This window comes from Pseudonocardia sp. DSM 110487, from assembly GCF_019468565.1.
Taxonomy (GTDB): Bacteria; Actinomycetota; Actinomycetes; order Mycobacteriales; family Pseudonocardiaceae; genus Pseudonocardia.
This window is the reverse complement of record NZ_CP080521.1, coordinates 5,425,162-5,445,244: the sequence shown is the minus strand read 5'-3', so window position 1 is coordinate 5,445,244 and position 20,083 is coordinate 5,425,162. Positions and strand designations below refer to the sequence as shown.

The window sequence follows — 20,083 nt, the reverse complement described above, 5'->3', positions numbered from 1 at the left end:
AAGAGATGACCGACCAGAACAGCTCTCCGAGCGCGGTGCAGCCGCTGCGCCACGCCCCCTCGGATCCGGACGCCCCGCACGTGCGGCAGGCCCGGGTCCGGGTGGACGCGAGCGACGACCGCGGGGTGCTGGCGCGGCCGTGGTCCAGCCTCGGCTACGACGAGATCAACTGGACCTACACCCCGCAGGGCAAGCGGACGCTGCAGACGATCGGCGCGTTCGCCGAGACGGCCTACCACGTGCGGCCGCATTACATCTTCAACAGCGGCACCGGACTGGGGCTGCCGCACTGGGGTGCCGGGAACGTCTACCACGAGGACGCCGACGGCAACCCGTTCTACGACTTCACCATCGCCGACCTCACCTACGACACGATCGTCGGCGCAGGCCACCACCCGCTCGTCGAGCTGGCGTTCACGCCGCACGCCCTGGTTCCGGACCGGGCGAAGGAGGAGTTCGCCTTCACCCCGAGCCCCACGCTGTACAGCGAGTACGAGGCCGGCTGGTGGTCCTACCCGCCGAAGGACTACGCGAAGTGGGGCGGGCTGGTGGCGGCGCTCGCCGCGCACTGCCGCGACCGCTACGGCGCCGACGAGGTGTCGCACTGGCTGTGGGAGCTGTGGAACGAGCCCGACATCTCCTACTGGCGCGGCACGCCCGAGGAGTTCCACGAGCTCTACGCCGTCACGGCGCGGGCCGTGCGCAGCGTGCTGCCCGAGGCGAAGGTGGGCGGGCCCGCGGTGACCGGGGGTGACGCGGGCGCGCGGTTCCTGCGCGGCTTCCTCGCCGCCTGTTCCGAGCGGGACCTGCCGCTCGACTTCGTCTCGTTCCACACGAAGGGCGCCCACTTCACGCCATGGCGCACGTACGGGCCGATCGGGGCGCCGGCACCGGAGCGGCAGTCGCCGTCGACCACGAAGATGCTGCGCGAGATCGACAGGGCGCTCGCCGTGATGGAGGAGTTCCCGCGCTACAACGGCCTCCCGGCGATCGTCGACGAGTGCGACGCGTCGGTGCCCGCGCACTGGGGCGTGTACGACAACCCGAACTTCGCCTACCGCAACACCGAGTACTACCCGGTGTTCCAGGCCAAGCTGATGAAGAAGGTGCTCGACCTGAACGAGCAGCGCGCCGCCCAGGTGGCCGAGGCCACCACGTGGAGCTTCTCGATGGAGGGTGAGCGCTCCTTCGAGGGCACCCGCAGCTTCGTCACGGCGTCCGGGATCGAGAAGCCGCTGATGAACGCCTACCGGGCGTTCGCGCAGCTGGGGGACCGGCGGATCGGCGCCACGTCCGATGCCGCAGTTGTCGTCGACGACCTGGGCGCGCTCGGCCCCGGCCTGCCGGAGGAGGTGGACGTCCTCGCCTCGCGCGGCTCGGCCGACGGGCGGGTCGCGGTGCTGGTGTGGCGGCACGCCGACGACCAGTACGCCACCGACGAAGCCGCGACCCCGGTCGAGCTGCAGGTGGACGGCCTCGCGCCGGGACGGTGGACGGTGGCGCACCGGCGCATCGACCACAGCCACAGCAACAGCCACACGGTGTGGCGGGACCTCGGCGCGCCGCAGGACCCGACGCCCGAGCAGCTCGCCACGATCCGCGACCGGCAGGGCCTGGAACCGTTCGCCGACGACGTCACCGAGACGGTCGACGGCGGGCTCGCGCTGCGGCTGGAGCTGCCTCTGCCCTCGCTCAGCCTGATCGTGCTCACCCCGGCCGGAGAGGTCGCCTGAGGTGCCCGACGAGCTGCTCATCGGCGAGGCATGGCGCGCCGCCTCCGACGGGCGCACGATCGACATCCACGATCCCGCCACCGGGCAGGTGGTGGGCCGGGTCCCGGACGCGTCCGACGCCGATCTCGACGACGTGCTCGCCGCCGCGGCGGCCGGGTTCGCGACCTGGAGGCACGCCGCGCCCGCCGACCGCGGCGCCGTCCTCGACCGCGCGGCCGCGCTGCTGCTCGACCGGGCCGAGGCCATCGCCGCCGTTCTGACCGAGGAGCAGGGCAAGCCGATCGCAGAGGCGCGGGCGGAGGTGCGGCAGGCCGCGGAGCAGTTCCGCTGGTTCGCGGGCGAGGCCGTGCGCTCCTACGGGCGGGTGCTGGCCACCGAACCGGGCCGCCGATCGTGGGTGGAGCGGCGCCCGGTCGGCCCGGTCGCCGCGTTCACGGCGTGGAACTTCCCGGCGGCGCTGCCGGCCCGCAAGCTCGCGCCCGCAGTCGCGTACGGCTGCAGCATCGTGCTGTGCCCCGCGGTCGAGGCGCCCCGCACGGCAATGGCGCTGGTGGCGGCCCTTCAGGACGCCGGGGCGCCCGACGGCGTCGTCAACCTGATCACCGGCGATCCGCCGCGGGTGAGCAGGCGGCTGATCGAGTCGCCGGTCATCGCGAAGATCACGCTGACCGGCTCGGTGCCCGTGGGCCGCGAGCTCGTGCGGCTGTCGGCGACCCACCTGCAGCCGCTCACCCTCGAGCTGGGCGGCCACGCCCCGCTGCTGGTGCTCGACGACCTCGACGACGCCGCGCTCGGCCGCGCCGCCGACGCCGTCGTACGGGCGAAGTTCCGCAACGCCGGGCAGGTGTGCATCTCGCCGAGCCGGATCTTCGTGCAGGACGCGGTGCACGACCGGTTCGTCGCGGCCGTGCTGGAGCGGGTCACGGCGCTGCGGGTGGGGCCGGGCGCCGACCCGGACACCGACGTCGGGCCGCTCGCGAACGCGCGGCGCCGGGCGGCCGTTGCCGAGCTGGTCGACAAGGCGGTGGCCGACGGCGCGACCGTCGGGTGCGGCGGCGGGGTCCCCGGTGGGCCCGGCTGGTTCTACCCGCCCACGGTGCTCACCGACGTCCCCGATGGCGCCGCGCTGCTCACCGAGGAGCCGTTCGGGCCGATCCTGCCGATCCTGCGGTTCGCCGACCTCGACGACGGGCTCGCCCGCGCAGGCGATGTGCCCTATGGCCTCGCCGCCTACGTGTTCACCTCGGACCTCGCCCGGGCGGACAGGGTGATCGCGGGGCTGGACGTGGGCATGATCGGGGTGAACGAGACCGCTCTCGCGGCCGCGGCGTCCCCGTTCGGTGGGGTGCACTTGTCGGGCTACGGCCGCGAGGGGGGTACGGAGAGCCTGGAGGCCTACACCGTGGCCACGGCCGTGACGACGAGGGGAACCGTATGACCGTCCAGAAGCTCGCGCCCGGCGTGTGGGGCGTCCTCGCCACGCCCCTCACCCCGGACGGCGCGAGCGTCGACACCGACTCCCTGACGCGCCAGGTGCAGCACTACGTGCGGATCGGGGCCACCGGGCTCACCGCGCTCGGCGTGTTCGGCGAGGCAGCCCGGCTAACCCCGGACGAGCGGCAGACCGTGGTGCGGACGGTCGCGGCGGCGGCCCCGGAGCTGCCGCTGGTGATCGGGCTCTCCGCGCTGGACGCGGACGCGGCCTGCGCCGAGGCGGCGAACGTGCTCGACGTGCTGGACCGGTCGCCTGCCGGGCTGATGGTGCAGGTCGGCTCGCCCGACCCGGACGCCGTGGTCCGCCAGCTCACCACCGTCGCCGAGCGGACCGGGCAGGGCATCGTCGTGCAGGACTACCCGGTGATGAGCGGGGTGTCGATCGCGACGGCCGACCTCGTCGAGGTCGTCCGGCGGGTGCCGGCGGCGGTGGCGGTGAAGTCGGAGTCGGCGCCGAGCCCGCCCGCCGTCGCGATCCTCGCCGCCGGGCTTTCCGTGCCGGTGTTCGGCGGGCTGGGCGGAACCGGCCTGCTCGACGAGCTCGCCGTCGGCTCGGCAGGGGCCATGACCGGCTTCTCGGTGCCCGAGGGCCTGATCGCGTGCGTGAACGCGTTCCGCGACGGCGGGTTCGCCGCGGCCCGCGAGGCGTGGCTGGACTACCTGCCGCTCGTCAACTTCGAGTTCCAGGCCGGGATCGCGCTCGCGTTGCGCAAGCACAGCCTCGTGCACCGCGGGTTGATCGCGTCGCCCGCCGTCCGCCCGCCCGCCGCGCCCGCCCCGGAGCCGCTGCTCCCCGTGCTGCTGGAGCACCTGCGGCGCACGCCCCACGCGCTGCGGGTCGCTTCGTGAGCGGTCTCGACCGGGGCTTCGCGAACTACGGCGACGTCGCGTTCTCGCGGTTCCTGCGCCGCAGCTTCCTGCACGCCAGCGGGCGTTCGCCGGAGTCCCTGGAACGGCCCGTGATCGGGATCGCGACCTCGCCGAGCGACTTCAACCCGTGCCACCGCGCGCAGCCGGAGCTGGTGACGTCCGTCGAGCGCGGCGTGCTCGCGGCGGGCGGGCTGCCGATGGCGTTCCCGACGATCTCGCTGGGGGAGAGTTTCCTGACCCCCACCTCGATGGTGTTCCGCAACCTCATGGCGATGGACGTCGAGGAGATGGTGCGGGCGCAGCCGATGGACGCGGTGGTGCTCGTCGGCGGCTGCGACAAGACGGTGCCCGCGCAGCTCATGGGCGCGTTCTCGGCGGGACGCCCGGCGATCCAGCTGGTCACCGGGCCGATGTCCACGGGGCGCTACCACGGCGAGCGGCTGGGCGCCTGCACCGACTGCCGCCGGTTCTGGGCGCGCTACCGGGCGGGCGAGGTCGACGACGTCGAGATCGCCGAGGTCGAGCGCAACCTCGCCACCACGGCCGGGACGTGCGCGGTGATGGGCACCGCCAGCACGATGGCCTGCATTGCCGAGGCGCTGGGGATGGCGCTGCCCGGCAGCGCCACCGCCCCCGCCGTGCACGCCGACCGGCTGCGCATCGGCGAGGCCACGGGCGCTGCGGCCGTCGAGATCGCCCGCGCGGGGCGCACCCCGGACCAGGTGGTGACGCCCGCATCCGTGCGCAACGCGCTGCGCGTGCTGCTCGCGATCGGCGGCTCGACGAACGCGCTGATCCACCTCACCGCGGTGGCCGGGCGCCTCGGCCTGCCGATCGACCCGGACGAGCTGAACGCACTGAGCGACACCACGCCGGTCCTCGTGGAGCTCAAGCCCACCGGCGACCACTACATGGAGGACCTGCACGCCTCCGGCGGCCTCGCCGCGGTCCTGCACGAGCTGCGCGACCTGCTCGACCTGTCCGCCCCGACCGTCACGGGCAAGACGCTCGGCGACGTGCTCGGGGACGGCCCGCGCTGGGTGGACCGATCCGTCGTCCGACCGCTGTCCGACCCGGCGCGGCCCGTGGGCGGGCTCGTCTGGCTGCGCGGCTCCCTCGCGCCGCAGGGTGCGGTGATCAAGCGGTCGGCCGCCGACCCCGCGCTCTTCGAGACCACCGGACGCGCCGTCGTGTTCACCTCGCTCGAGGACCTCGCCGCCCGGATCGACGACCCCGACCTCGACGTCGCGCCCGACGACGTTCTCGTGCTGCAGAACGCGGGTCCCCGCGGCGCCGGCATGCCCGAGGCGGGCTACCTGCCCATCCCGGGCAAGCTCGCGCGGGCGGGAGTGAAGGACATCGTGCGCATCTCGGACGCCCGGATGAGCGGCACCGCCTACGGCACGATCGTCCTGCACGTCACGCCGGAGGCGGCGGTGGGCGGCCCGCTCGCGCTCGTACGAACCGGCGACCGGATCCGGCTCTCGGTGCGCGAGGCCCGGCTCGACCTGCTCGTCGACGAGGCCGAGCTGGCGCGCCGCCGTGCGGCCCTCCCGGCGGCGCCGCCCGGCCCGCCGACCGGTTACGGGCGTCTGTTCCACGAGCACGTGCTCGGCGCCGACCAGGGCTGTGACCTCGACTTCTGCGTCCCCGCCCCGGTCGACGCAGCCCGCGTCGGCTGACGCGACCCGCGGGTCGGCCGAAGATCGGTGTGATCAGTACGTGGTGGCGCTTTCGGGTGCACCGCGGTGCTTTTCGCGTCGCGTCATCGGCGCCGGGTCCGAAGTCTCCCCAGCTCGACCCGCACGCGTCGGTGTCGCTCGATCTTGACGATCTGAGTCCCGGCGGGAAGCCTGATGGTCTCGCCGGATTCCGGCCCGGTGTGCAGGTCCGCGTACCAGCGCCGTCGTACGCCGTCGGCGCCGACCGTGGTCACGACGAGGTGGACCACGTCGGGTCCTGCCCATGGCCACGGGCTCACGACCGCCCTCCGCCCCGCTGCCTTGCGAATTCGGCGATACGCGACGCTGTGCACGGGTGCCGGGTGAGAGCGGCGCTGCATCCCGCGCATATGTCGCTCCCGGGCAAGGGATGGTGCCTCGCCGCTATTCGCTCGATTCGACCGGGTACCGCCGCCAGGAACTGCGCCGCGGCCGCCACTGCCGAGGTGTCGCCGTGCCATTCATCGAATGTCATCGCAGCTTCTCTCCGGTCGATGTGCGGTCAGCTCACCGTACCGATGAGAGTCTCACCGAACAACTCTCAATTCTTGTGTCTCGTCGCGATACTCGATTCCGATGTGAGACCATGTCGGCTCCGGAGACCGCAGAGCAGAGGAGCACGATGTCGTCCGTGGGACCGACCGTTGTCAGACGCCAGCTCGGCCGCCGCCTCCGGCAGCTGCGTGACGTGTCGGGCATGTCCGTCGAGGAGGTGGTCGCGGAACGACATCTCGGCATCTCGCGCGCGAAGCTGTACAAGCTCGAGGCCGGGAAGCATCCGGCGAAGCCGCAGGACATCGCGGTCCTCTGCGCCCGGTACGGGGTGGCGGCCGACGAGACGTCGACACTGCAGGCGCTGGCACTGGCGACGCAGGAGGCGAGCTGGTGGCACGTGTACGGCGACGATGCGGTGCCGGAGTGGTTCAGCCTCTACATGGAGTTGGAACCGGCGGCATCGAGCATCCGCAAGTACGAGTCCGAGCTCGTCCCGGGCTTGCTGCAGACCGAGGACTATGCACGGGCGATCTACCAGGCCTTTCGGGGAGAGAGCGATGACGGGGAGATCAAGCGCCGCGTCGCCGTCCGCATGGAACGCCAGGCGATCTTCGACCGCGCGGAGCCGCGCCGGCTGCATGCCGTGCTCAACGAGGCGGCCCTTCTGCGGAGTGTCGGAGGGCCGGAGGTGATGCAGACGCAACTGGCCAAGCTTCGGGACGCCGTCGACCGTCCCGAGATCACCATCGACGTTCTACCGCTGCGCTCCGGCGCGCACGCGGCTATGAACGGCTCCTTCGCGATCCTGGACTTCGAGAACCCGGACGAAGACCCACCGGTCGCGTATGTCGAGACCGCCAGTTCCGCGGCCTATCTCCAGAAGCCCGCGGATCTCGACCGGTACCGCGCGATCTTCACGAACATCCTGAACAGTGCGATCCCTCTCCAGGAGTACTCGTCATGACCAGCAAGGACACCCGCCGGTTCGTCAAGAGCACCTTCTCCGGTGGCAACGGCGGCGACTGCGTCGAATGGGCCGTCACCTCCACCGGCGTGTACGTCCGGGACAGCAAGGACCGCGACGGGGCAGAACTTCGCTTCACCCACGCCGAATGGGACGACCTCGCGGCCGGCGCCGCGACCAGTACCTCCCACTCGTCGGTGTTCGTCGCGGACGAGGGCGTTCGCATGACGGGGGAGGGCGGCGAACTGTTCTTCACGCGCGCCGAGTGGGCTGCCTTCGTCGCCGGGGCGCGAGCGGGGGAATGCCGGCTCGCGGTGGGCGCAGCGTAGCGACCTGGGCGTGCGCATGATCATGTCGACCTCATGGGTCTACACCTGCTAGGCCACACGTATGGTGTCGACCTGATCATGTAATGCGAGTGGGTGAGCGATGGACATCTGGCCGATCGACGAGGAGCGACGAAAGCGCGTCCACGATCGGGTCAGGATCGAGCGGCGCCGGCTGGTTCTCGACGGCCCGCGCTGGACTCGCGACTACGAAGGCGATTTCCAGCGGGTGACGCTGCCCGAGCGGGACTGCAACCTCCTGCGTGACCTCGTCGTCGCGGAGGGGGTCGAGACGATCGTCGAGATCGGCTTGGCGTACGGCAGTTCGGCGCTCGCGATCGGAGAGGCGCTGGTTTCCGTGCCGCGGAAGCGGCCGCTCCATGTGATCATCGACCCCTTGCAGGAGACGACCTGGTCGAACGTCGGATGGGAGCTGATCCGATCGTCAGGGCTCGATGCGACCTCGCGACTCGTTCTGCAGCCGTCGTCGCAAGCCCTGGCCGGACTCGTCGAGCAGGGGTTCACGGCTGACGCGGCGTTCGTCGACGGGAGCCATCGGTTCCACGAGGTCTTCACCGACCTGTACTTCCTCCGCAAGATCGTCCGACCGGGCGGAATCGTCGTCCTCGACGACTATTGGTGGCCGTCGGTGCGCACGGCGATCCACTACTTCGAGAGCAACATGGGGTGGCTCGTCATGCCCGACGTCTTCGACGGCGGCACGACCGATCCCGCGACCGGAGCCGGCCGCCTGCGAGCCCTTCGCCTGCCTGATCCGTCGTTCGAACCCTCGTTCGACGACTTCCGCCCTTTTTAGCGGGATGCCGCTGCTTCCTCGGAGGTATCGGTCAAGCCGGTGGGCACTTGCCATTCCGACCGCTGCCCCTTGTTGGCCAGCCGGATCCCGCTCTTGAGAACCGCGTCCCCGAGCTTGGCGGCGAGTTGGTTGGTCAGCGGCACGGCGTTGGTGGTTCGGCTCGTCACCGCGCTGAACCCGGCCCCGGCCTCGAGCCCGGCCGCGGTGGCCAGGCCGGCCCAATCCGGCTGGGGAACGTCCACGAGGTCGGATTGATGGTCGCCGGCCAGATGACGGATCAACGTGGGCCCGAGGGAGGCGAACTCCGATCCTGGCATCGTCTCGCGGATGAAGTCCAGAAGGGCCTTGGTCAGCGCCCGGCCGGCCTCCGAAGGGGACTGCTGCCGATCCAGGATCCTGTCCATGAGTGCCTGCGCGGCGTCGAAGTCGGCGGGATTCAGACGTTGATCGATCCCGAGGATGTGGCCGATCACGCGCCAGATGTGGACGAAGTCGTCGCGATCGCCATCTGGAAGGTCGACGCCGAGGCGCTGCAACCCCACCGGGACCACCACGGAAAAGCTCGTCAGGGTGCCGGCGAGATCCTCCTGGTTGACGGGATGACCCCATGCTGGGTCCCAGTCGCTGTCCCGGGACGCGTGGTAGCGCATGGTGGCGTGCAGCAGGCGGATTTTCTGCGCCGTCCGCACACCGTGGCCGCCGGGCTGCAGACCACCTTCACACAGTACGTCCACCAAGAATTGCGACGTATCGATCAGGCGGTGGTACACCCGCCCCGTCAGACGTTGCGATCGGTACAGGACCTGTGCGCCGTCGCCGCATCCGTAGCACATCGGTAGTGAACTGCACAGCAGCGTCGACAGCAGGTACGGCTGGTACCGGCCCAGCAGGTCGTTCCCGCGCTCCATCCGGTCGGGATCAGCCCAGTCCGGCAGGACGGCGGTCTTCTCGAAGTATTCGCGGAGTCGCGAGGGTAGGTCGTCCGGAATCCTGTCGGTGTTCCGGTCGAAGTCGACCAGCGCTTTCCGAACGTGCTCTGCCCGGCCCTCCGCGTAGGTCTGCTCGATAGCTGCATCCGCGTCCGGATCTCCAGTGCGGCGCATCGAGTCGAGGAGCTCGTCCGTCCACGTGCTTTCCGTCATCAATCGTCCCCCGATCAGGCGTCGACGTCACGTCCTCCTGCGATCGTGCCGACTGCCCCGCCGCCGTGGAAGGCTTGATCGTCGAGCGGGCAGCGGTCGCGAGGAATTGTCAAGACCTGTGGATCAAGATCTCTAGTCGACTGTAGGTGGGGCGTGTTCGTCGGGTCGTTCGATCAGCTGCCCATAGCGGACGCCGGTCTCTCCAGACCGGTGGATGTCCACAGGAGATCGGTATCGGCTGGGTGGTCCGTCAGTCGGCCCTCGATGGGCGGGCGCGTCAGTCTCCGTTGAAGCCGTTGTCGACGGCGAGGAGCCAGCGGCCGTCGGGCTGCCGGCGGAGGACATCGGCAAAGCGTGATTCGAGCTCGAGCGGGGTGCCGTCGCGCCGGCGGCCGGAGAGGGTGTACTTGCCGAGGACGAGGACGACATCGTCCGAGCGGACAAAGGCGTGCGGGTGGATGGTCAGGTGGCCGCGGAGCTCGATGAGTCGCCGCAGCGCCGTGCGCAGCTCCGCGGGTCCGTCGGTGACGCGACCTGGCTTGATCACGAAGACGGCTTTCGGGTCGTAGAGTGCGAGCATGCTCTCGAGGTCGCCGGCGTTGTAGGCGGTGGTGAGCGCCGGGTGCAGCTCCTCGGGTCGAGTCGACATGGCGGGCAAACGTAGCACGCACTAAGCAAGCTCGTTGTCAAGACCTTTGGATGAAGACCTTAGGCGGCTTTGGGTTGGGGTTGTTGGTTAGGTCGTTCGACGAGCTTGCCGGCCTCGAAGGTGGCGCCGGCGCGGACGAGGGCGACGAGGTGCGGGGCGTTGACTGCGCGCCAGCGGTCCTGGGCGGCCTGGATGAGCTTGAACGCCATTGCCAGCCCGGCCGCGCGTGAGCCGGGCCCGCGGGTGATCTTGGTGCGGTGGCGGACGGTGGCGAAGGTCGACTCGATCGGGTTCGTGGTGCGCAGGCGGATCCAGTGCTCGGCCGGGAAGTCGTAGAAGGCCAGCAGCTGCTCGAGATCGTCGGTGATCTTCGCGACGGCCTTGCCGAACTTCGTGCCGTAGGCGGCCTTGAAGCTGGTGACGGCGTCGAGGGCGTGCCGGCGGTCCTCGGCGTTCCAGATCTCCGCAAGCGCCTTCTTCGCCCCCGGATGCGCCGACTTCGGTAGCGCCCCGAGCACGTTGGCGATCTTGTGGAACCAGTTGCGCTGCTCCCGGGTGGCCGGAAACACCTCGCGCAGCGCGCCCCAGAACCCGAGCGCGCCATCGCCGACCGCGAGCACCGGGGCGGACATGCCGCGCCGCGCGCAGTCGCGCAGCAGGTCCGCCCACGACTCGACCGACTCGCAGTAACCGTCGGCCAGCGCAACGAGCTCCTTGCGGCCGTCGGCCCGCACCCCGATCAGCACGAGCAGGCACAGCCCGTGCAGATAGAGCAGCGGCAGCACCTCGGTGACCTTCGGCGTCTTACGGCACCACGGCGGCAGGATCGCTGAGGAGAACCGGCGCCGCTGGCCGGTGTCGGGGTCGGTGCGGCGGTCATTGACCCGCGGCGCCGTCACCTCGACCGCCCCGGCGCTGGTGAGCACCTCGCGCGGCTGGTGGGAGCCGTTGCGCACGACCAGCCGCCGGCCGTGGTCGTCGCGCTCGCCCGCGAACTGGGCGATGGAGGCGTCGACCTCGGCCTGCAGGGCTTCGGAGAGCATCCGGCGGGCACCCTCACGCACGATCTCGTCGATCAGACTCGCCGAACCACCCGCTCCGCGGGGGTCATCGGCATCGGCACCTCCAGGAACTACGGTGAGCACGGGTCGTACCTTCCCGACCGGCGTTGGCGCGCCGATCTTGCTCGAGGGCTTGCAGGTGATCGGGAGGGTGCGACCCCTCCTGCTCATCCACAGGTCTCAAGCATTGCTCGCGGTCGCATTCGATCAGCGCAGCAAGGCTCTCGCCGCCACAATCGGTGTGCGAGCGGCCTGGGCGCGGTGACGAGTCGGTGTGTCACGGCGGGATCGATTTCGGTCGACACCCCGGTACGGCGCTGGAAGGGTCCACTGCGTGGATCTCGTCGCCGCCCTCCCCGCCTTCGTCGTCGCCGTCTTCCTCATCTCGGCCTCGCCGGGTCCGGCGATGGCGCTGATCCTGCGGCGGGCGGCGCTGCGCGGGTTCGGCGGCGCCGTGCCCACCGTGCTCGGGTTGGAGGCGGGGCTGTACGTGTGGGCGCTGCTGGCCGCCGCCGGGTTCGCCGCCCTGGTAGCGGCGTCGGAGGTCGCCTACCTGGTGCTGCGGGTCGCGGGCGCCGCGTTCCTGATCTTCCTGGGGGTGCGGGCGTGGCGGGCGGCGTGGCTGCAGCGCCGGCGGCCCCCGGCAGAGCCGGAACCAGCGGCGGTCACGCCGGCGAGGGGGTGGGCGGCGTTCGGCGAGGGCTTCATCGTCATGCTCGCCAACCCGAAGGCGGCCGTGTTCATGATCGCGTTCTACCCGCAGTTCGTGCCGGTCGACATGCCGCTGTTCGCCACCACCGCAGTGCTGGCCGCGCTGCAGGTCGTGCTGGAGACCGGGTTCTACCTGGCACTGGCGGCCGGGGTGGCGCGAGCGGGCGGGTGGCTGCGCAGGCCGCGGATCCGGGCGCGGATGGAGGCGATGAGCGGCACAGTCCTGGTCGGGCTCGGGCTGCGGGTGGCCGTCACCGCGCGCTGACACCGCGGCGCGGCACACAATCAGAGCCATGTGCGATCGATCTTCTCCGCCGGCCCGGCCAGGCACAGCGCCAGTGGTTGCTAGGGTCGGCCCGGTCCAGGCGCGGGCCCGGCTGGTTCGACGGAATACCGCGACCTCGTGGCGCAGCTCAATGACTTTCGACGACTTTCGACGACGACGCACAGCCGATCGGCGGAACGGACAAGGATGAGCGACCAGGCTCCACGTCCGCGCATGAGAGATTGGATCACCCCCACCGTCCTGCTGACCGCGGCTGCCCTCGCCGCGGCGGCCGAGCTCGTAGATTTCCCAGTACATCCGAGCCGAACCTGGTGGCCTTTGGCCATCATGCTCGCATTGGTCGCCGTTGCTACAGCGGTTTGGGAATTGCGGCGACGCCCGGCGGCGAGCACGACACCGGTCGAGATCGAGCCGGGCCGAGCGGCGGCCGTACGCGCAGAACGTGAGCGCGCCGGTGAGGTGGCGGCGGCGCGGATGCTGCGGGCCGAACAGCCCGAACTCTCCCTCCCCGATGCCGTTCAGCTGGTCCGCAACCTCTGAGTGAGACTCGGGCGTCAGCCGGGCTGGGCGGTGAGCAGGCCAGCCTCGTGCGCGACGATGGCTGCCTGCACTCGGTTGGCGCAACCTAGCTGGGTCAGCACCCGGCTCAGGTGCGCCTTCACCGTGCCGGTGCCGAGGAACAGTTCGGCGGCGATTTCCGCGTTCGAGGCACCCGTGCCCACCAGCCGGAGCACGTCCCGCTCGGTCGGGGTCAGCTTCCGCACCCGCTGTCGCGCTTCGTCACTGGCACCGCCGGACACCAGGTGCCGCTCGACCAGTCTGCGGGTGATCTGCTGTGCCAGCACGGACTCGCCTCGCGCGGCTGTGCGCACCGCGTGCACCAGGTCGGCGGGACCGGTGTCCTTGAGGAGGAACCCGGTCGCACCCGAGCGCATCGCCTCCGCCACATAGCGGTCCTCGCCGAACGTCGTGAGCACCACGACGTTGGTCCGCGGGCTCAGGCGCGCGATCTCCCTCGTGGCCGCGAGACCATCGCCGCCGGGCATGCGAATGTCCAGTAACGCCACGTCCACCTTGTGTTCCTGGCACGCACGTACCGCCGCGGGGCCGTTGTCCGCCTCGGCAGCCACCTCTACATCGGGGGCGTTGGCGAGGATCAGGCCTATCCCGGCGCGCATGAGGGCCTCGTCGTCGGCGATGAGCACGCGGATCACCCGGCTCACTTTAAGGCGAGCAGCACGATCAGTCCGCCGACCGCGATCACCAGCACCATGCCCACCAACAGCCCCACGCAGCCGATGCCCAGCATCCGCGGGAGGGTCAGCACATTGGCTCTACTCGGCGGCGGCGGTTCCACACCGATGTACTCCGGCGCCGGAAGCTGGGACAGGGCCGGTGGTTCCCGAGGCACGTCCAACCGCAACGCGAACCCGCCCGCTTCCGGTGCCGCGGTGACGGTGCCACCCACCAGCGCTGCACGTTCGCTCAGCCCGGCCAGCCCACGGCCGGTGCCGAGGAGCGTGCTCGGGGCCTGCGTCGGCCCGTTGGTCACCGCCACCCGAATTCGGTCGTGTCCGGCGTCGACCACGACAACGGTCCCGGCCGTCGCGGCGTGCCGATGCACGTTGGTCAGCCCTTCCCGCACGGCCCGGTGTACCGCTCGGCGAGTCCGCACGTCGACGTCTGACAGATCGTCTCCATGCCACTGCAGCCGCACCTCGATGCCCGCCTCGCGGGAGTGCTCGACCAGTCCCGTCACGTCGGCCCGCGTACCGGTCAGTTCGACGTCCTCGGCGTCCCCGTAGCCAGGCACACGGAGCACGATGAGGATTTGTCGTAGTTCCTCCAGCGCGGTGTGCGCGGCCGTGCGCAGCAGTTCTGCCTGCTCACTGACCTGCGGCGCGCTGGTCGCGGTCACGTATTCCACAGCCCCGGCGTGTATGGAGATCAGGCTGAGGCGGTGGCCGAGCAGGTCGTGCATCTCCCCGGCGATACGGGTCCGTTCTTCGGCGCGGGCGTTCGCGGCTGTGAGCAACGTGGCACGCTCCAGGTATTCGTTGCGCTCGCGCAACAACCGCGTCAGTGGCCGCCGTCCGCTCAGCAGCGCGCCGGCCAGTGCGGGCAGGCCCAGCAGCACCACCGACAGCGCGCCGTTCCCTATCACCAGCAGGCTCGTCGATTCCTCGCCGGGGTCCAGCTGCACCTGCATCCCCGTCGTCGCCACGATCGCCACGACCGTGATGAGCAGTAGCCGCCCGGCTGGGCGGACCCGGCGACCGGCGGTGGCCGAGGTGATCACCACTCCGAGAAGCGCCCCCAGTGACGGGGAGACATAGACCAGGGCGGACCCGAGGAAGGCGAACTCCGGCCAGCGATGTCGGGCCAGCAGGAGCACCGCGCCCGCCGCCGTGGCGACCACTGCCACGGCGGTATTCGAGTTGATCAGCCACGGCGACACCGCGCCCCCCGCGACGACCAGCGCCGCGAACACCACGTCGCGTGGCGGAATCCGCCGGATCGTGGCGGCGGCGAGCCATCGGTGCACGGGTGTCTCCAAGATCGGGTGGGAGCACCCATTGTCCGTGGCCCGGTCGATCACCGGCCAGTGCCGGTCGGTCGGCCGTGATGGCCGATCGGCCACGATCTGCCGGCCGGTCGACAGCAGCGCCGGACCGGTTGTGCTTCCTAGCGTTGGCGGCGTCGAGGCCGTACCGAGGAGGAGCCCGTGACCAACGGCAGTACCACTACCGTCACACCATCGCGAGAGGTGGTGAAGGTGCTGACCGCCGCCGTGCGCCGCGCCGCGAAACTGGAGTCCCCCGCGGTGGGCACCGAGAACCTGCTCATCGCACTGGCAGACACCACCGGTGCCGCCAGCGTGCTGGGCCGGGCCGCGTTGCGCGCGAAGGCCGCTGCCCGCGGCACGGAACACTGGGCAGACAACGACGCCGGTCCGGACGGACCTCCGGACGCTGACGTCACGGCCCTCATGCGAGATGTCAACCACGCTGCCGGCCAGGAGCCCGCCCTGCCGGAGACCGGGGCGCTGCGCGAGTGCCTGCGCGAGGCGATCGCCAACGCCAGCAACGGCGTACTGACCACGACCGACCTCGCGCTGGCGCTGCTGCGCGCACCATCCGGGCGGGCCGCCGAACTGTTCACCGTGCACCGGGTGAACGTCGAGGAGACGACGGCGGCTGTGCGCGTGGTGGCGCGCCCGGAGGACACACCAGCGGTGTGGCTGCTACGCAAAGCCGGTGCCCTGCAAGGCGAATCCGGCGGGGGCTATGTGCGCTGGCTGACGTGGCTCATCGCCCGCGGAAGCGACCTCGGTGGTCCGATGCTGCTGGCCGTCCGGAACGAGGCCATCCGGCACGCGGCGCGGGCCGGCCGACCCGGGGCCACCGCCATCGATCTCGTGGCGGCGGTGCTGACTTTGGACGACCAGCTCGCCAACGCCGGGCACCGGCTCCGCCCCGAGTACGAGTCCGGGGGTGCGGCAGCACTGCGTGCTGCGGGAGTGGACCCGGCGGCACTGCTGGCAACGGACATCACACCGTCGGCCAATGAGATCGACAAGGCGACGGCAGGGGCGAAACTCGTCGCGGCCCGCCGCGGAGACAAGGTGGTGGGGACAACTCACCTGATCATGGCGCAACTCGACGACCCGGCCGACCCCATCGGGCCAGCCCTGCGCCACCTGGGTGTGGCCCCGGCCACGCTGCACGCATCGCTGGCCGACCATTCGACCGAGTGAAGGCCACAGGCCGACAACCCGTGGGTCACCGGCGTCGCGCAGTCCGCGCGACACGAGCGCGACACTGAGGCAGCGGTCGACCAGATCGAGCAGCGTGTGCACGTCGTTGACCGTGAACCGCGTGACCATCGAGACCACCCAGACACCGCCCGCCGGCGGGGGACACTAGTGGCGCACAGCTGAGGGCGCGGCCTGCTCCGCGTACTGGTTCCACCCGTGGTCGAGGACCCGAAATCCCGTGCTGACCATCGCGTCCGGATCGGGGCTGTCCGAGGCGAGCAGCTGGATCTGGAGCGCGAACCGCACGTAGGCCCGTACCTCGTCGCTCGGTTCCGGTTGCCCGAACTCCTGGGCGATTGCCGCCGCGAGCGCGTCCTCGTGGCGTAGCCACATCTGGGACGCGTAGTTCACGAGTGACGGGGTCGACTCCATCAGCTCGAGAACCCGGGGCCCGTTCGGCCGCGACGTCATCTCGGCGAGCTCGGAGCAGTAGAGGTCCCGCAGTGCCGTCGAAATGGACGCGCCTGCGGGCCTGTCGCGGATCGCGGAGACGAGCCGTTCGTGCTGCGCGGTCTCGTCGTCGAACAGGATCGCTTCCTTCTGCGGGAAGTGCGCGAACACGGTCGTCGGGGACACGTCTGCCTTGTCGGCGATCTCGCGCACACTCACGTCGTCGAAGCCGCGCGCAAGGAACAGCTCGGTCGCCGCGTCGACGATCGTCCTGCGCGTGGCTGCCTTCTTTCGCTCCCGACGTCCCGGTGGGTCTGCGTTGGCCATGCCGCCGACATTACTGTACCGGGAGCGTAACTGGCTTGACACCAAACCTGGTATCGATACAGTTTCGTTGTCAGGCCAGTGAACCATGAGCCACGAGAGAAGAAGCCCTTGAAGCCTGCAGAGCCGGAGACGCTCGCCCTCGAAGGGCGTCGGACGATGCAACGCCACGCCGGCACGATGCTCGTCGCCTCGGCGGTGATCTTCTTCCTCGCCGAGTTCATCGCCGCGGCGGCATGGACGGATCCCCCTTACAGCTACACGTACCACTACATCAGCAACCTCGGGGTCCGCGGCCCCTCGGAAGCGCTCGGGCAGTTCATGTACTCGCCGCTCGCCTGGGTCATGAACACCGGCTTCTTCCTCTTCGGGATCACGGCGCTCGCCGGCGTCGCCATGCTCAGGGGCCTGCGCGGCCGGCGCCGTGGGGCCGTGCTCGTGCCGGCGGCCGCTCTGGCCGTCGGTGGCATCGTGCTGGCGTTCTTCCCCGGATCCGCCGAGGCGATGAACGACGCCACCGGCGCCTATCACGGGCTGGGTGCCATCGCGGCCATCGTCGGCGGCAACGTGCTCGTCATCGTTCTCGGGCGTGTGCACCGGCTCATCGGTGTCCCCCCGAATCCGGGGAGGGCAATGGTCGTGCTCGGCGGGCTCGGCCTGGTGTCACTGGTCGGCTTCCTCGCCCTCGCCGGCTCCGGGGCCAACGTCCTGATCGGTCTCGTAGAACGCTGCGCCGTCTATCCGTTACTGATCGGCCTCGGCTGCGCGGGGGTGTCGATCCGGCGGACGTGATGCAGTCCGCCCTGGTGCTGCGCATCGCGAGGGAGCTGCACGACATCGTCGCCCACCACATGTCGGTCGTCGCGCTGCAGGCGGGCCTCGCGCGGTACGTGCTCGACGCCGACCCGGCGACGGCCAAGGTCGCGATCGGCACCGCGGCCGATGCCGGTCGCCAAGCACGCCGGCCCGGCGCGGGCGCGGATCGAGATCGACTACGGTGAGGAGACCCTTACCCTCTCGGTGAGCGGCGACGGGGCCGCTTCCGTGCCGGGACCCCCGTCGCCGGATCCGCACGGCATCCGCGGCATGCGGGAGCGTGCCGAGCTCTACGGCGGTGTGCTCACGGCCGGACCTCGGGAGGGGCGCGGGTTCGCCGTGGTCCTGCGCCTGCCGATCAGCGAGGACGGATCATGATTCGCATACTCGTCGTCGACGACCAGGCGCTGATTCGCGGTGGGCTCGTCGCCCTGTTGAGCGCCGCGCCGGGTCTCGACGTCGTCGGCGAGGCCGCCGACGGAGCCGAGGCCGTCCGGCTGGCGGCCGAGACCCGTCCCGACGTGATCCTGATGGACATCAGGATGCCGGTGCTGGACGGGATCGTGGCCACCCGCCGGATCCTGGCCGCGGGCGAGGACCGCCCGCGGATCATCGTGCTGACCACGTTCGACGTCGACGAGTACGTGTACACGGCACTCGGCGAGGGCGCGTCCGGCTTCCTGCTCAAGGACACCCCGCCGGACCGCATCATCTCCGCCGTGCACACGGTCGCGGCGGGCGACATCCTGATCACGCCGCGCATCACTCACCGGCTGGTCGAGGCCTACGCCCAACACCACCGGACTGCGGCCGCGGCGACCGCCCACCTGTCCGGGCTGACCCCGCGCGAGACGGAGATCCTGCGCCTGGTGGGCACCGGCCTCACCAACGCCCAGATCGCCCAGCGGCTGGTGCTCAGCGAGGCGACCGTGAAGACCCACGTCAAGCACCTGATGGCGAAGCTGCAGCTGAGCAGCCGGGCGCAGGCCGTCGTCGTGGCGTACGAGACCGGGCTGGTCCAGCCCGCCTCCTCGCGTCTCCCTCATTCGGGCTAGCGCTCGGCGATCAACGAGGCAGTCTGGCGACTGAACGAGGCCAGACGTCTACCCCTTTGGGGGTAGACAGAGTTCCCATCTGGGTGGGACGACCGAAGCCCGTTCACCCGTTTAGCGTCCTCGCCGTCGGGCTCCGGGCCCGATCACCGACGTGATGGGGGATGCAACAGCGATGAGTCGGAGACGCGCAGTCGCCGTGGCCGGGGCGGTCCTGGTCGGCGCGACGCTGCTCGCGGCGTGCGGAACGAACCGTTCGGAGGGCGACGCCGCCGCTGGTTCGTCGTGCGACACCAGCAAGGGCACGCTGGTCATCGGGATGATCGCGCCGATGTCGGGCGGTGTCTCAGCGTTCGGCATGGGGATGCGCAACTCCGCGGACCTGGCGATCGACCAGGCGAACGAGAACTGCACCGTCCCGGGATACCGCCTGGTCTTCCAGCCCGAGGACGACCAGAGCCTCCCGCAGATCGCCGCGCAGGCGGCGACGAAGTTGGCTTCGGACCCGAAGGTGGTGGCGGTCGTGGGGACGTACAACTCCTCCACGGCGCAGTCGGCCGCCCCGATCCTCGCGCAGCGGTCGATCGTGCAGGTCTCGCCGGCCAACACCGGGCCCGCGTTGACGAGGGGGGAGAAGGCGGCAACCGAGCCGCAGCGTCCCTTCCCGACCTACTTCCGCGTGGCGGCCAACGACCTCGTGCAGGGCCCGTTCGGTGCGCGCCACCTGGTGCAGAAGGCGGGAAAGAAGAAGATCGCGGTCATCGACGACGGCAAGACCTACGGCGTCGGGCTGGTGGAGAACTTCGTGAAGGAGGCCGAGCGCCTCGGCGCCCGCATCGTGGCCCGGGAGAAGGTGGGGGAGAAGGACACCGACTTCTCGTCGACGATCGCCGCCATCCGTTCGAGCCGGCCGGACGCGGTGTACTACGGCGGCGAGTACCCGGCGGCGGGCCCGCTGTCGAGGCAGCTCGCGGAGGCAGGCCTGGACATCCCGCTCATGGGCGGCGACGGCATCGCCGACCCGCAGTACATCGAGCTGGGTGGGCGGCCCGGTGATTTCGCGACGAACATCGGCGCGCCGGTGGAGTCGCTGGCCAGCGCGCGGGCGTTCGTCGACGCGTACGCGGCGGCGGGTTACGCCGAGCCGTCCAGCGCGTACGGCCCGATGACCTTCGACGCGACCAACGTGATCATCGGGGCGCTGGCGGGCGTCGTGCGGAACGGCGAGTTCGACGAGTCCAGCAGGCGGCGGCTCGTCGAGGCCGTGCAGCGGCTCAACCTTCCCGGGGCCAGCGGGACGGTGGCGTTCGACGAGTTCGGCGACACCACGAACAAGGTCCTGACGGTCTCCACGGTGAAGGACGGCGAGTTCGAGCCCCTCGAGACCGGTGTCTTCGAGCCGTCGAACTGATCAT

Annotated in this window: 21 protein-coding genes; 15 read left to right on the top strand and 6 right to left on the bottom strand. The window is 70.7% G+C overall.

All coding sequences use genetic code 11. The annotated features are described in order from the left end of the window. The first annotated feature begins 5 nt into the window (after positions 1 to 5). From K1T35_RS25415 to K1T35_RS25385, 7 genes are all read left to right on the top strand, one after another. On the top strand, positions 6 to 1,733 hold the full coding sequence (locus K1T35_RS25415) for a hypothetical protein (protein ID WP_220254193.1): 1,728 nt from the start codon (positions 6 to 8) through the stop codon (positions 1,731 to 1,733). Position 1,734: 1 nt separating this feature from the next. Further along, positions 1,735 to 3,171 carry an NAD-dependent succinate-semialdehyde dehydrogenase gene (locus K1T35_RS25410; RefSeq protein ID WP_220254192.1) on the top strand — a complete coding sequence of 479 codons (1,437 nt, stop codon included), beginning with the start codon at positions 1,735 to 1,737 and terminating at the stop codon, positions 3,169 to 3,171. Further along, on the top strand, positions 3,168 to 4,076 hold the full coding sequence (locus tag K1T35_RS25405; RefSeq protein ID WP_220254191.1) for a dihydrodipicolinate synthase family protein: 909 nt from the start codon (positions 3,168 to 3,170) through the stop codon (positions 4,074 to 4,076). The genes K1T35_RS25410 and K1T35_RS25405 overlap by 4 nt, the downstream gene beginning before the upstream one ends. Continuing rightward, positions 4,073 to 5,779, top strand: coding sequence for a dihydroxy-acid dehydratase (locus K1T35_RS25400; protein WP_220254190.1), 1,707 nt, complete (start codon positions 4,073 to 4,075; stop codon positions 5,777 to 5,779). Before K1T35_RS25405 ends, K1T35_RS25400 begins: the two co-directional genes overlap by 4 nt. A gap of 493 nt (positions 5,780 to 6,272) precedes the next feature. Next, positions 6,273 to 7,277: a helix-turn-helix transcriptional regulator gene (locus tag K1T35_RS25395; protein WP_220254189.1), complete on the top strand. Its 1,005-nt coding sequence runs from the start codon at positions 6,273 to 6,275 to the stop codon at positions 7,275 to 7,277. Beyond that, positions 7,274 to 7,606 carry a DUF397 domain-containing protein gene (locus K1T35_RS25390; RefSeq protein WP_220254188.1) on the top strand — a complete coding sequence of 111 codons (333 nt, stop codon included), beginning with the start codon at positions 7,274 to 7,276 and terminating at the stop codon, positions 7,604 to 7,606. Before K1T35_RS25395 ends, K1T35_RS25390 begins: the two co-directional genes overlap by 4 nt. A 100-nt stretch (positions 7,607 to 7,706) precedes the next feature. Continuing rightward, on the top strand, positions 7,707 to 8,420 hold the full coding sequence (locus tag K1T35_RS25385) for a class I SAM-dependent methyltransferase (RefSeq protein WP_220254187.1): 714 nt from the start codon (positions 7,707 to 7,709) through the stop codon (positions 8,418 to 8,420). Here the strand turns inward: K1T35_RS25385 and K1T35_RS25380 are convergent. From K1T35_RS25380 to K1T35_RS25370, 3 genes are all read right to left on the bottom strand, one after another. Further along, positions 8,417 to 9,562, bottom strand: coding sequence for an oxygenase MpaB family protein (locus K1T35_RS25380; RefSeq protein WP_220254186.1), 1,146 nt, complete (start codon positions 9,560 to 9,562; stop codon positions 8,417 to 8,419). The genes K1T35_RS25385 and K1T35_RS25380 overlap by 4 nt on opposite strands. Positions 9,563 to 9,839: 277 nt before the next feature. Next, positions 9,840 to 10,211 carry a nuclear transport factor 2 family protein gene (locus tag K1T35_RS25375; RefSeq protein WP_220254185.1) on the bottom strand — a complete coding sequence of 124 codons (372 nt, stop codon included), beginning with the start codon at positions 10,209 to 10,211 and terminating at the stop codon, positions 9,840 to 9,842. 59 nt (positions 10,212 to 10,270) lie between these two features. Beyond that, positions 10,271 to 11,356, bottom strand: a complete 1,086-nt coding sequence (locus K1T35_RS25370; RefSeq protein WP_220254184.1) for an IS256 family transposase — start codon at positions 11,354 to 11,356, stop codon at positions 10,271 to 10,273. A 250-nt stretch (positions 11,357 to 11,606) separates the two neighbouring features. Here K1T35_RS25370 and K1T35_RS25365 point away from each other — a divergent pair, with 250 nt between their 5' ends. Then, entirely contained in the window at positions 11,607 to 12,248 is a 642-nt protein-coding gene (locus K1T35_RS25365) for a LysE family translocator (protein ID WP_220254183.1), read from the top strand. A gap of 138 nt (positions 12,249 to 12,386) precedes the next feature. Continuing rightward, positions 12,387 to 12,809: a hypothetical protein gene (locus tag K1T35_RS25360; protein ID WP_220254182.1), complete on the top strand. Its 423-nt coding sequence runs from the start codon at positions 12,387 to 12,389 to the stop codon at positions 12,807 to 12,809. Positions 12,810 to 12,823: 14 nt separating this feature from the next. Here the strand turns inward: K1T35_RS25360 and K1T35_RS25355 are convergent, their stop codons facing one another. Together K1T35_RS25355 and K1T35_RS25350 are read right to left on the bottom strand one after the other, a co-directional pair. Then, the gene (locus tag K1T35_RS25355) at positions 12,824 to 13,483 is read right to left on the bottom strand and encodes a response regulator transcription factor (protein WP_220254181.1); all 660 of its coding nucleotides are present in this window, start codon (positions 13,481 to 13,483) and stop codon (positions 12,824 to 12,826) included. 5 nt (positions 13,484 to 13,488) lie between these two features. Continuing rightward, entirely contained in the window at positions 13,489 to 14,814 is a 1,326-nt protein-coding gene (locus tag K1T35_RS25350) for a sensor histidine kinase (RefSeq protein WP_220254180.1), read from the bottom strand. 180 nt (positions 14,815 to 14,994) lie between these two features. Between K1T35_RS25350 and K1T35_RS25345 the strand changes: the two genes are divergently transcribed. Continuing rightward, complete coding sequence (locus K1T35_RS25345) at positions 14,995 to 16,026, top strand: Clp protease N-terminal domain-containing protein (RefSeq protein WP_220254179.1); 1,032 nt, start codon at positions 14,995 to 14,997, stop codon at positions 16,024 to 16,026. A gap of 165 nt (positions 16,027 to 16,191) precedes the next feature. Here K1T35_RS25345 and K1T35_RS25340 read toward each other — a convergent pair whose 3' ends face one another. Beyond that, the gene (locus tag K1T35_RS25340; RefSeq protein ID WP_220254178.1) at positions 16,192 to 16,803 is read right to left on the bottom strand and encodes a TetR/AcrR family transcriptional regulator; all 612 of its coding nucleotides are present in this window, start codon (positions 16,801 to 16,803) and stop codon (positions 16,192 to 16,194) included. Positions 16,804 to 16,911: 108 nt separating this feature from the next. Between K1T35_RS25340 and K1T35_RS25335 the strand changes: the two genes are divergently transcribed. From K1T35_RS25335 to K1T35_RS25315, 5 genes are all read left to right on the top strand, one after another. Further along, positions 16,912 to 17,592: a DUF998 domain-containing protein gene (locus K1T35_RS25335; RefSeq protein WP_255620687.1), complete on the top strand. Its 681-nt coding sequence runs from the start codon at positions 16,912 to 16,914 to the stop codon at positions 17,590 to 17,592. Further along, positions 17,592 to 17,801 carry a histidine kinase dimerization/phosphoacceptor domain-containing protein gene (locus tag K1T35_RS25330; protein WP_220262847.1) on the top strand — a complete coding sequence of 70 codons (210 nt, stop codon included), beginning with the start codon at positions 17,592 to 17,594 and terminating at the stop codon, positions 17,799 to 17,801. Before K1T35_RS25335 ends, K1T35_RS25330 begins: the two co-directional genes overlap by 1 nt. A 19-nt stretch (positions 17,802 to 17,820) precedes the next feature. Continuing rightward, positions 17,821 to 17,994 (top strand): hypothetical protein, encoded by a 174-nt coding sequence (locus K1T35_RS25325; protein WP_220254177.1) that lies wholly within the window; start codon positions 17,821 to 17,823, stop codon positions 17,992 to 17,994. Continuing rightward, positions 17,991 to 18,671 carry a response regulator transcription factor gene (locus K1T35_RS25320; RefSeq protein WP_220254176.1) on the top strand — a complete coding sequence of 227 codons (681 nt, stop codon included), beginning with the start codon at positions 17,991 to 17,993 and terminating at the stop codon, positions 18,669 to 18,671. The genes K1T35_RS25325 and K1T35_RS25320 overlap by 4 nt, the downstream gene beginning before the upstream one ends. Positions 18,672 to 18,843: 172 nt before the next feature. Further along, on the top strand, positions 18,844 to 20,079 hold the full coding sequence (locus K1T35_RS25315; protein ID WP_255620686.1) for a branched-chain amino acid ABC transporter substrate-binding protein: 1,236 nt from the start codon (positions 18,844 to 18,846) through the stop codon (positions 20,077 to 20,079). Positions 20,080 to 20,083 lie beyond the last annotated feature (4 nt).

Excerpts from the sequence above, each read along its gene's own strand:
- K1T35_RS25415 (WP_220254193.1), top strand. The coding sequence starts at position 6 with ATGACCGACCAGAACAGCTCTCCGAGCGCGGTGCAGCCGCTGCGCCAC.
- K1T35_RS25405 (WP_220254191.1), top strand. The coding sequence starts at position 3,168 with ATGACCGTCCAGAAGCTCGCGCCCGGCGTGTGGGGCGTCCTCGCCACG.
- K1T35_RS25390 (WP_220254188.1), top strand. The coding sequence starts at position 7,274 with ATGACCAGCAAGGACACCCGCCGGTTCGTCAAGAGCACCTTCTCCGGT.
- K1T35_RS25385 (WP_220254187.1), top strand. The coding sequence starts at position 7,707 with ATGGACATCTGGCCGATCGACGAGGAGCGACGAAAGCGCGTCCACGAT.
- K1T35_RS25380 (WP_220254186.1), bottom strand. The coding sequence starts at position 9,562 with ATGACGGAAAGCACGTGGACGGACGAGCTCCTCGACTCGATGCGCCGC.
- K1T35_RS25375 (WP_220254185.1), bottom strand. The coding sequence starts at position 10,211 with ATGTCGACTCGACCCGAGGAGCTGCACCCGGCGCTCACCACCGCCTAC.
- K1T35_RS25340 (WP_220254178.1), bottom strand. The coding sequence starts at position 16,803 with ATGGCCAACGCAGACCCACCGGGACGTCGGGAGCGAAAGAAGGCAGCC.
- K1T35_RS25330 (WP_220262847.1), top strand. The coding sequence starts at position 17,592 with ATGCAGTCCGCCCTGGTGCTGCGCATCGCGAGGGAGCTGCACGACATC.
- K1T35_RS25320 (WP_220254176.1), top strand. The coding sequence starts at position 17,991 with ATGATTCGCATACTCGTCGTCGACGACCAGGCGCTGATTCGCGGTGGG.
- K1T35_RS25315 (WP_255620686.1), top strand. The coding sequence starts at position 18,844 with ATGAGTCGGAGACGCGCAGTCGCCGTGGCCGGGGCGGTCCTGGTCGGC.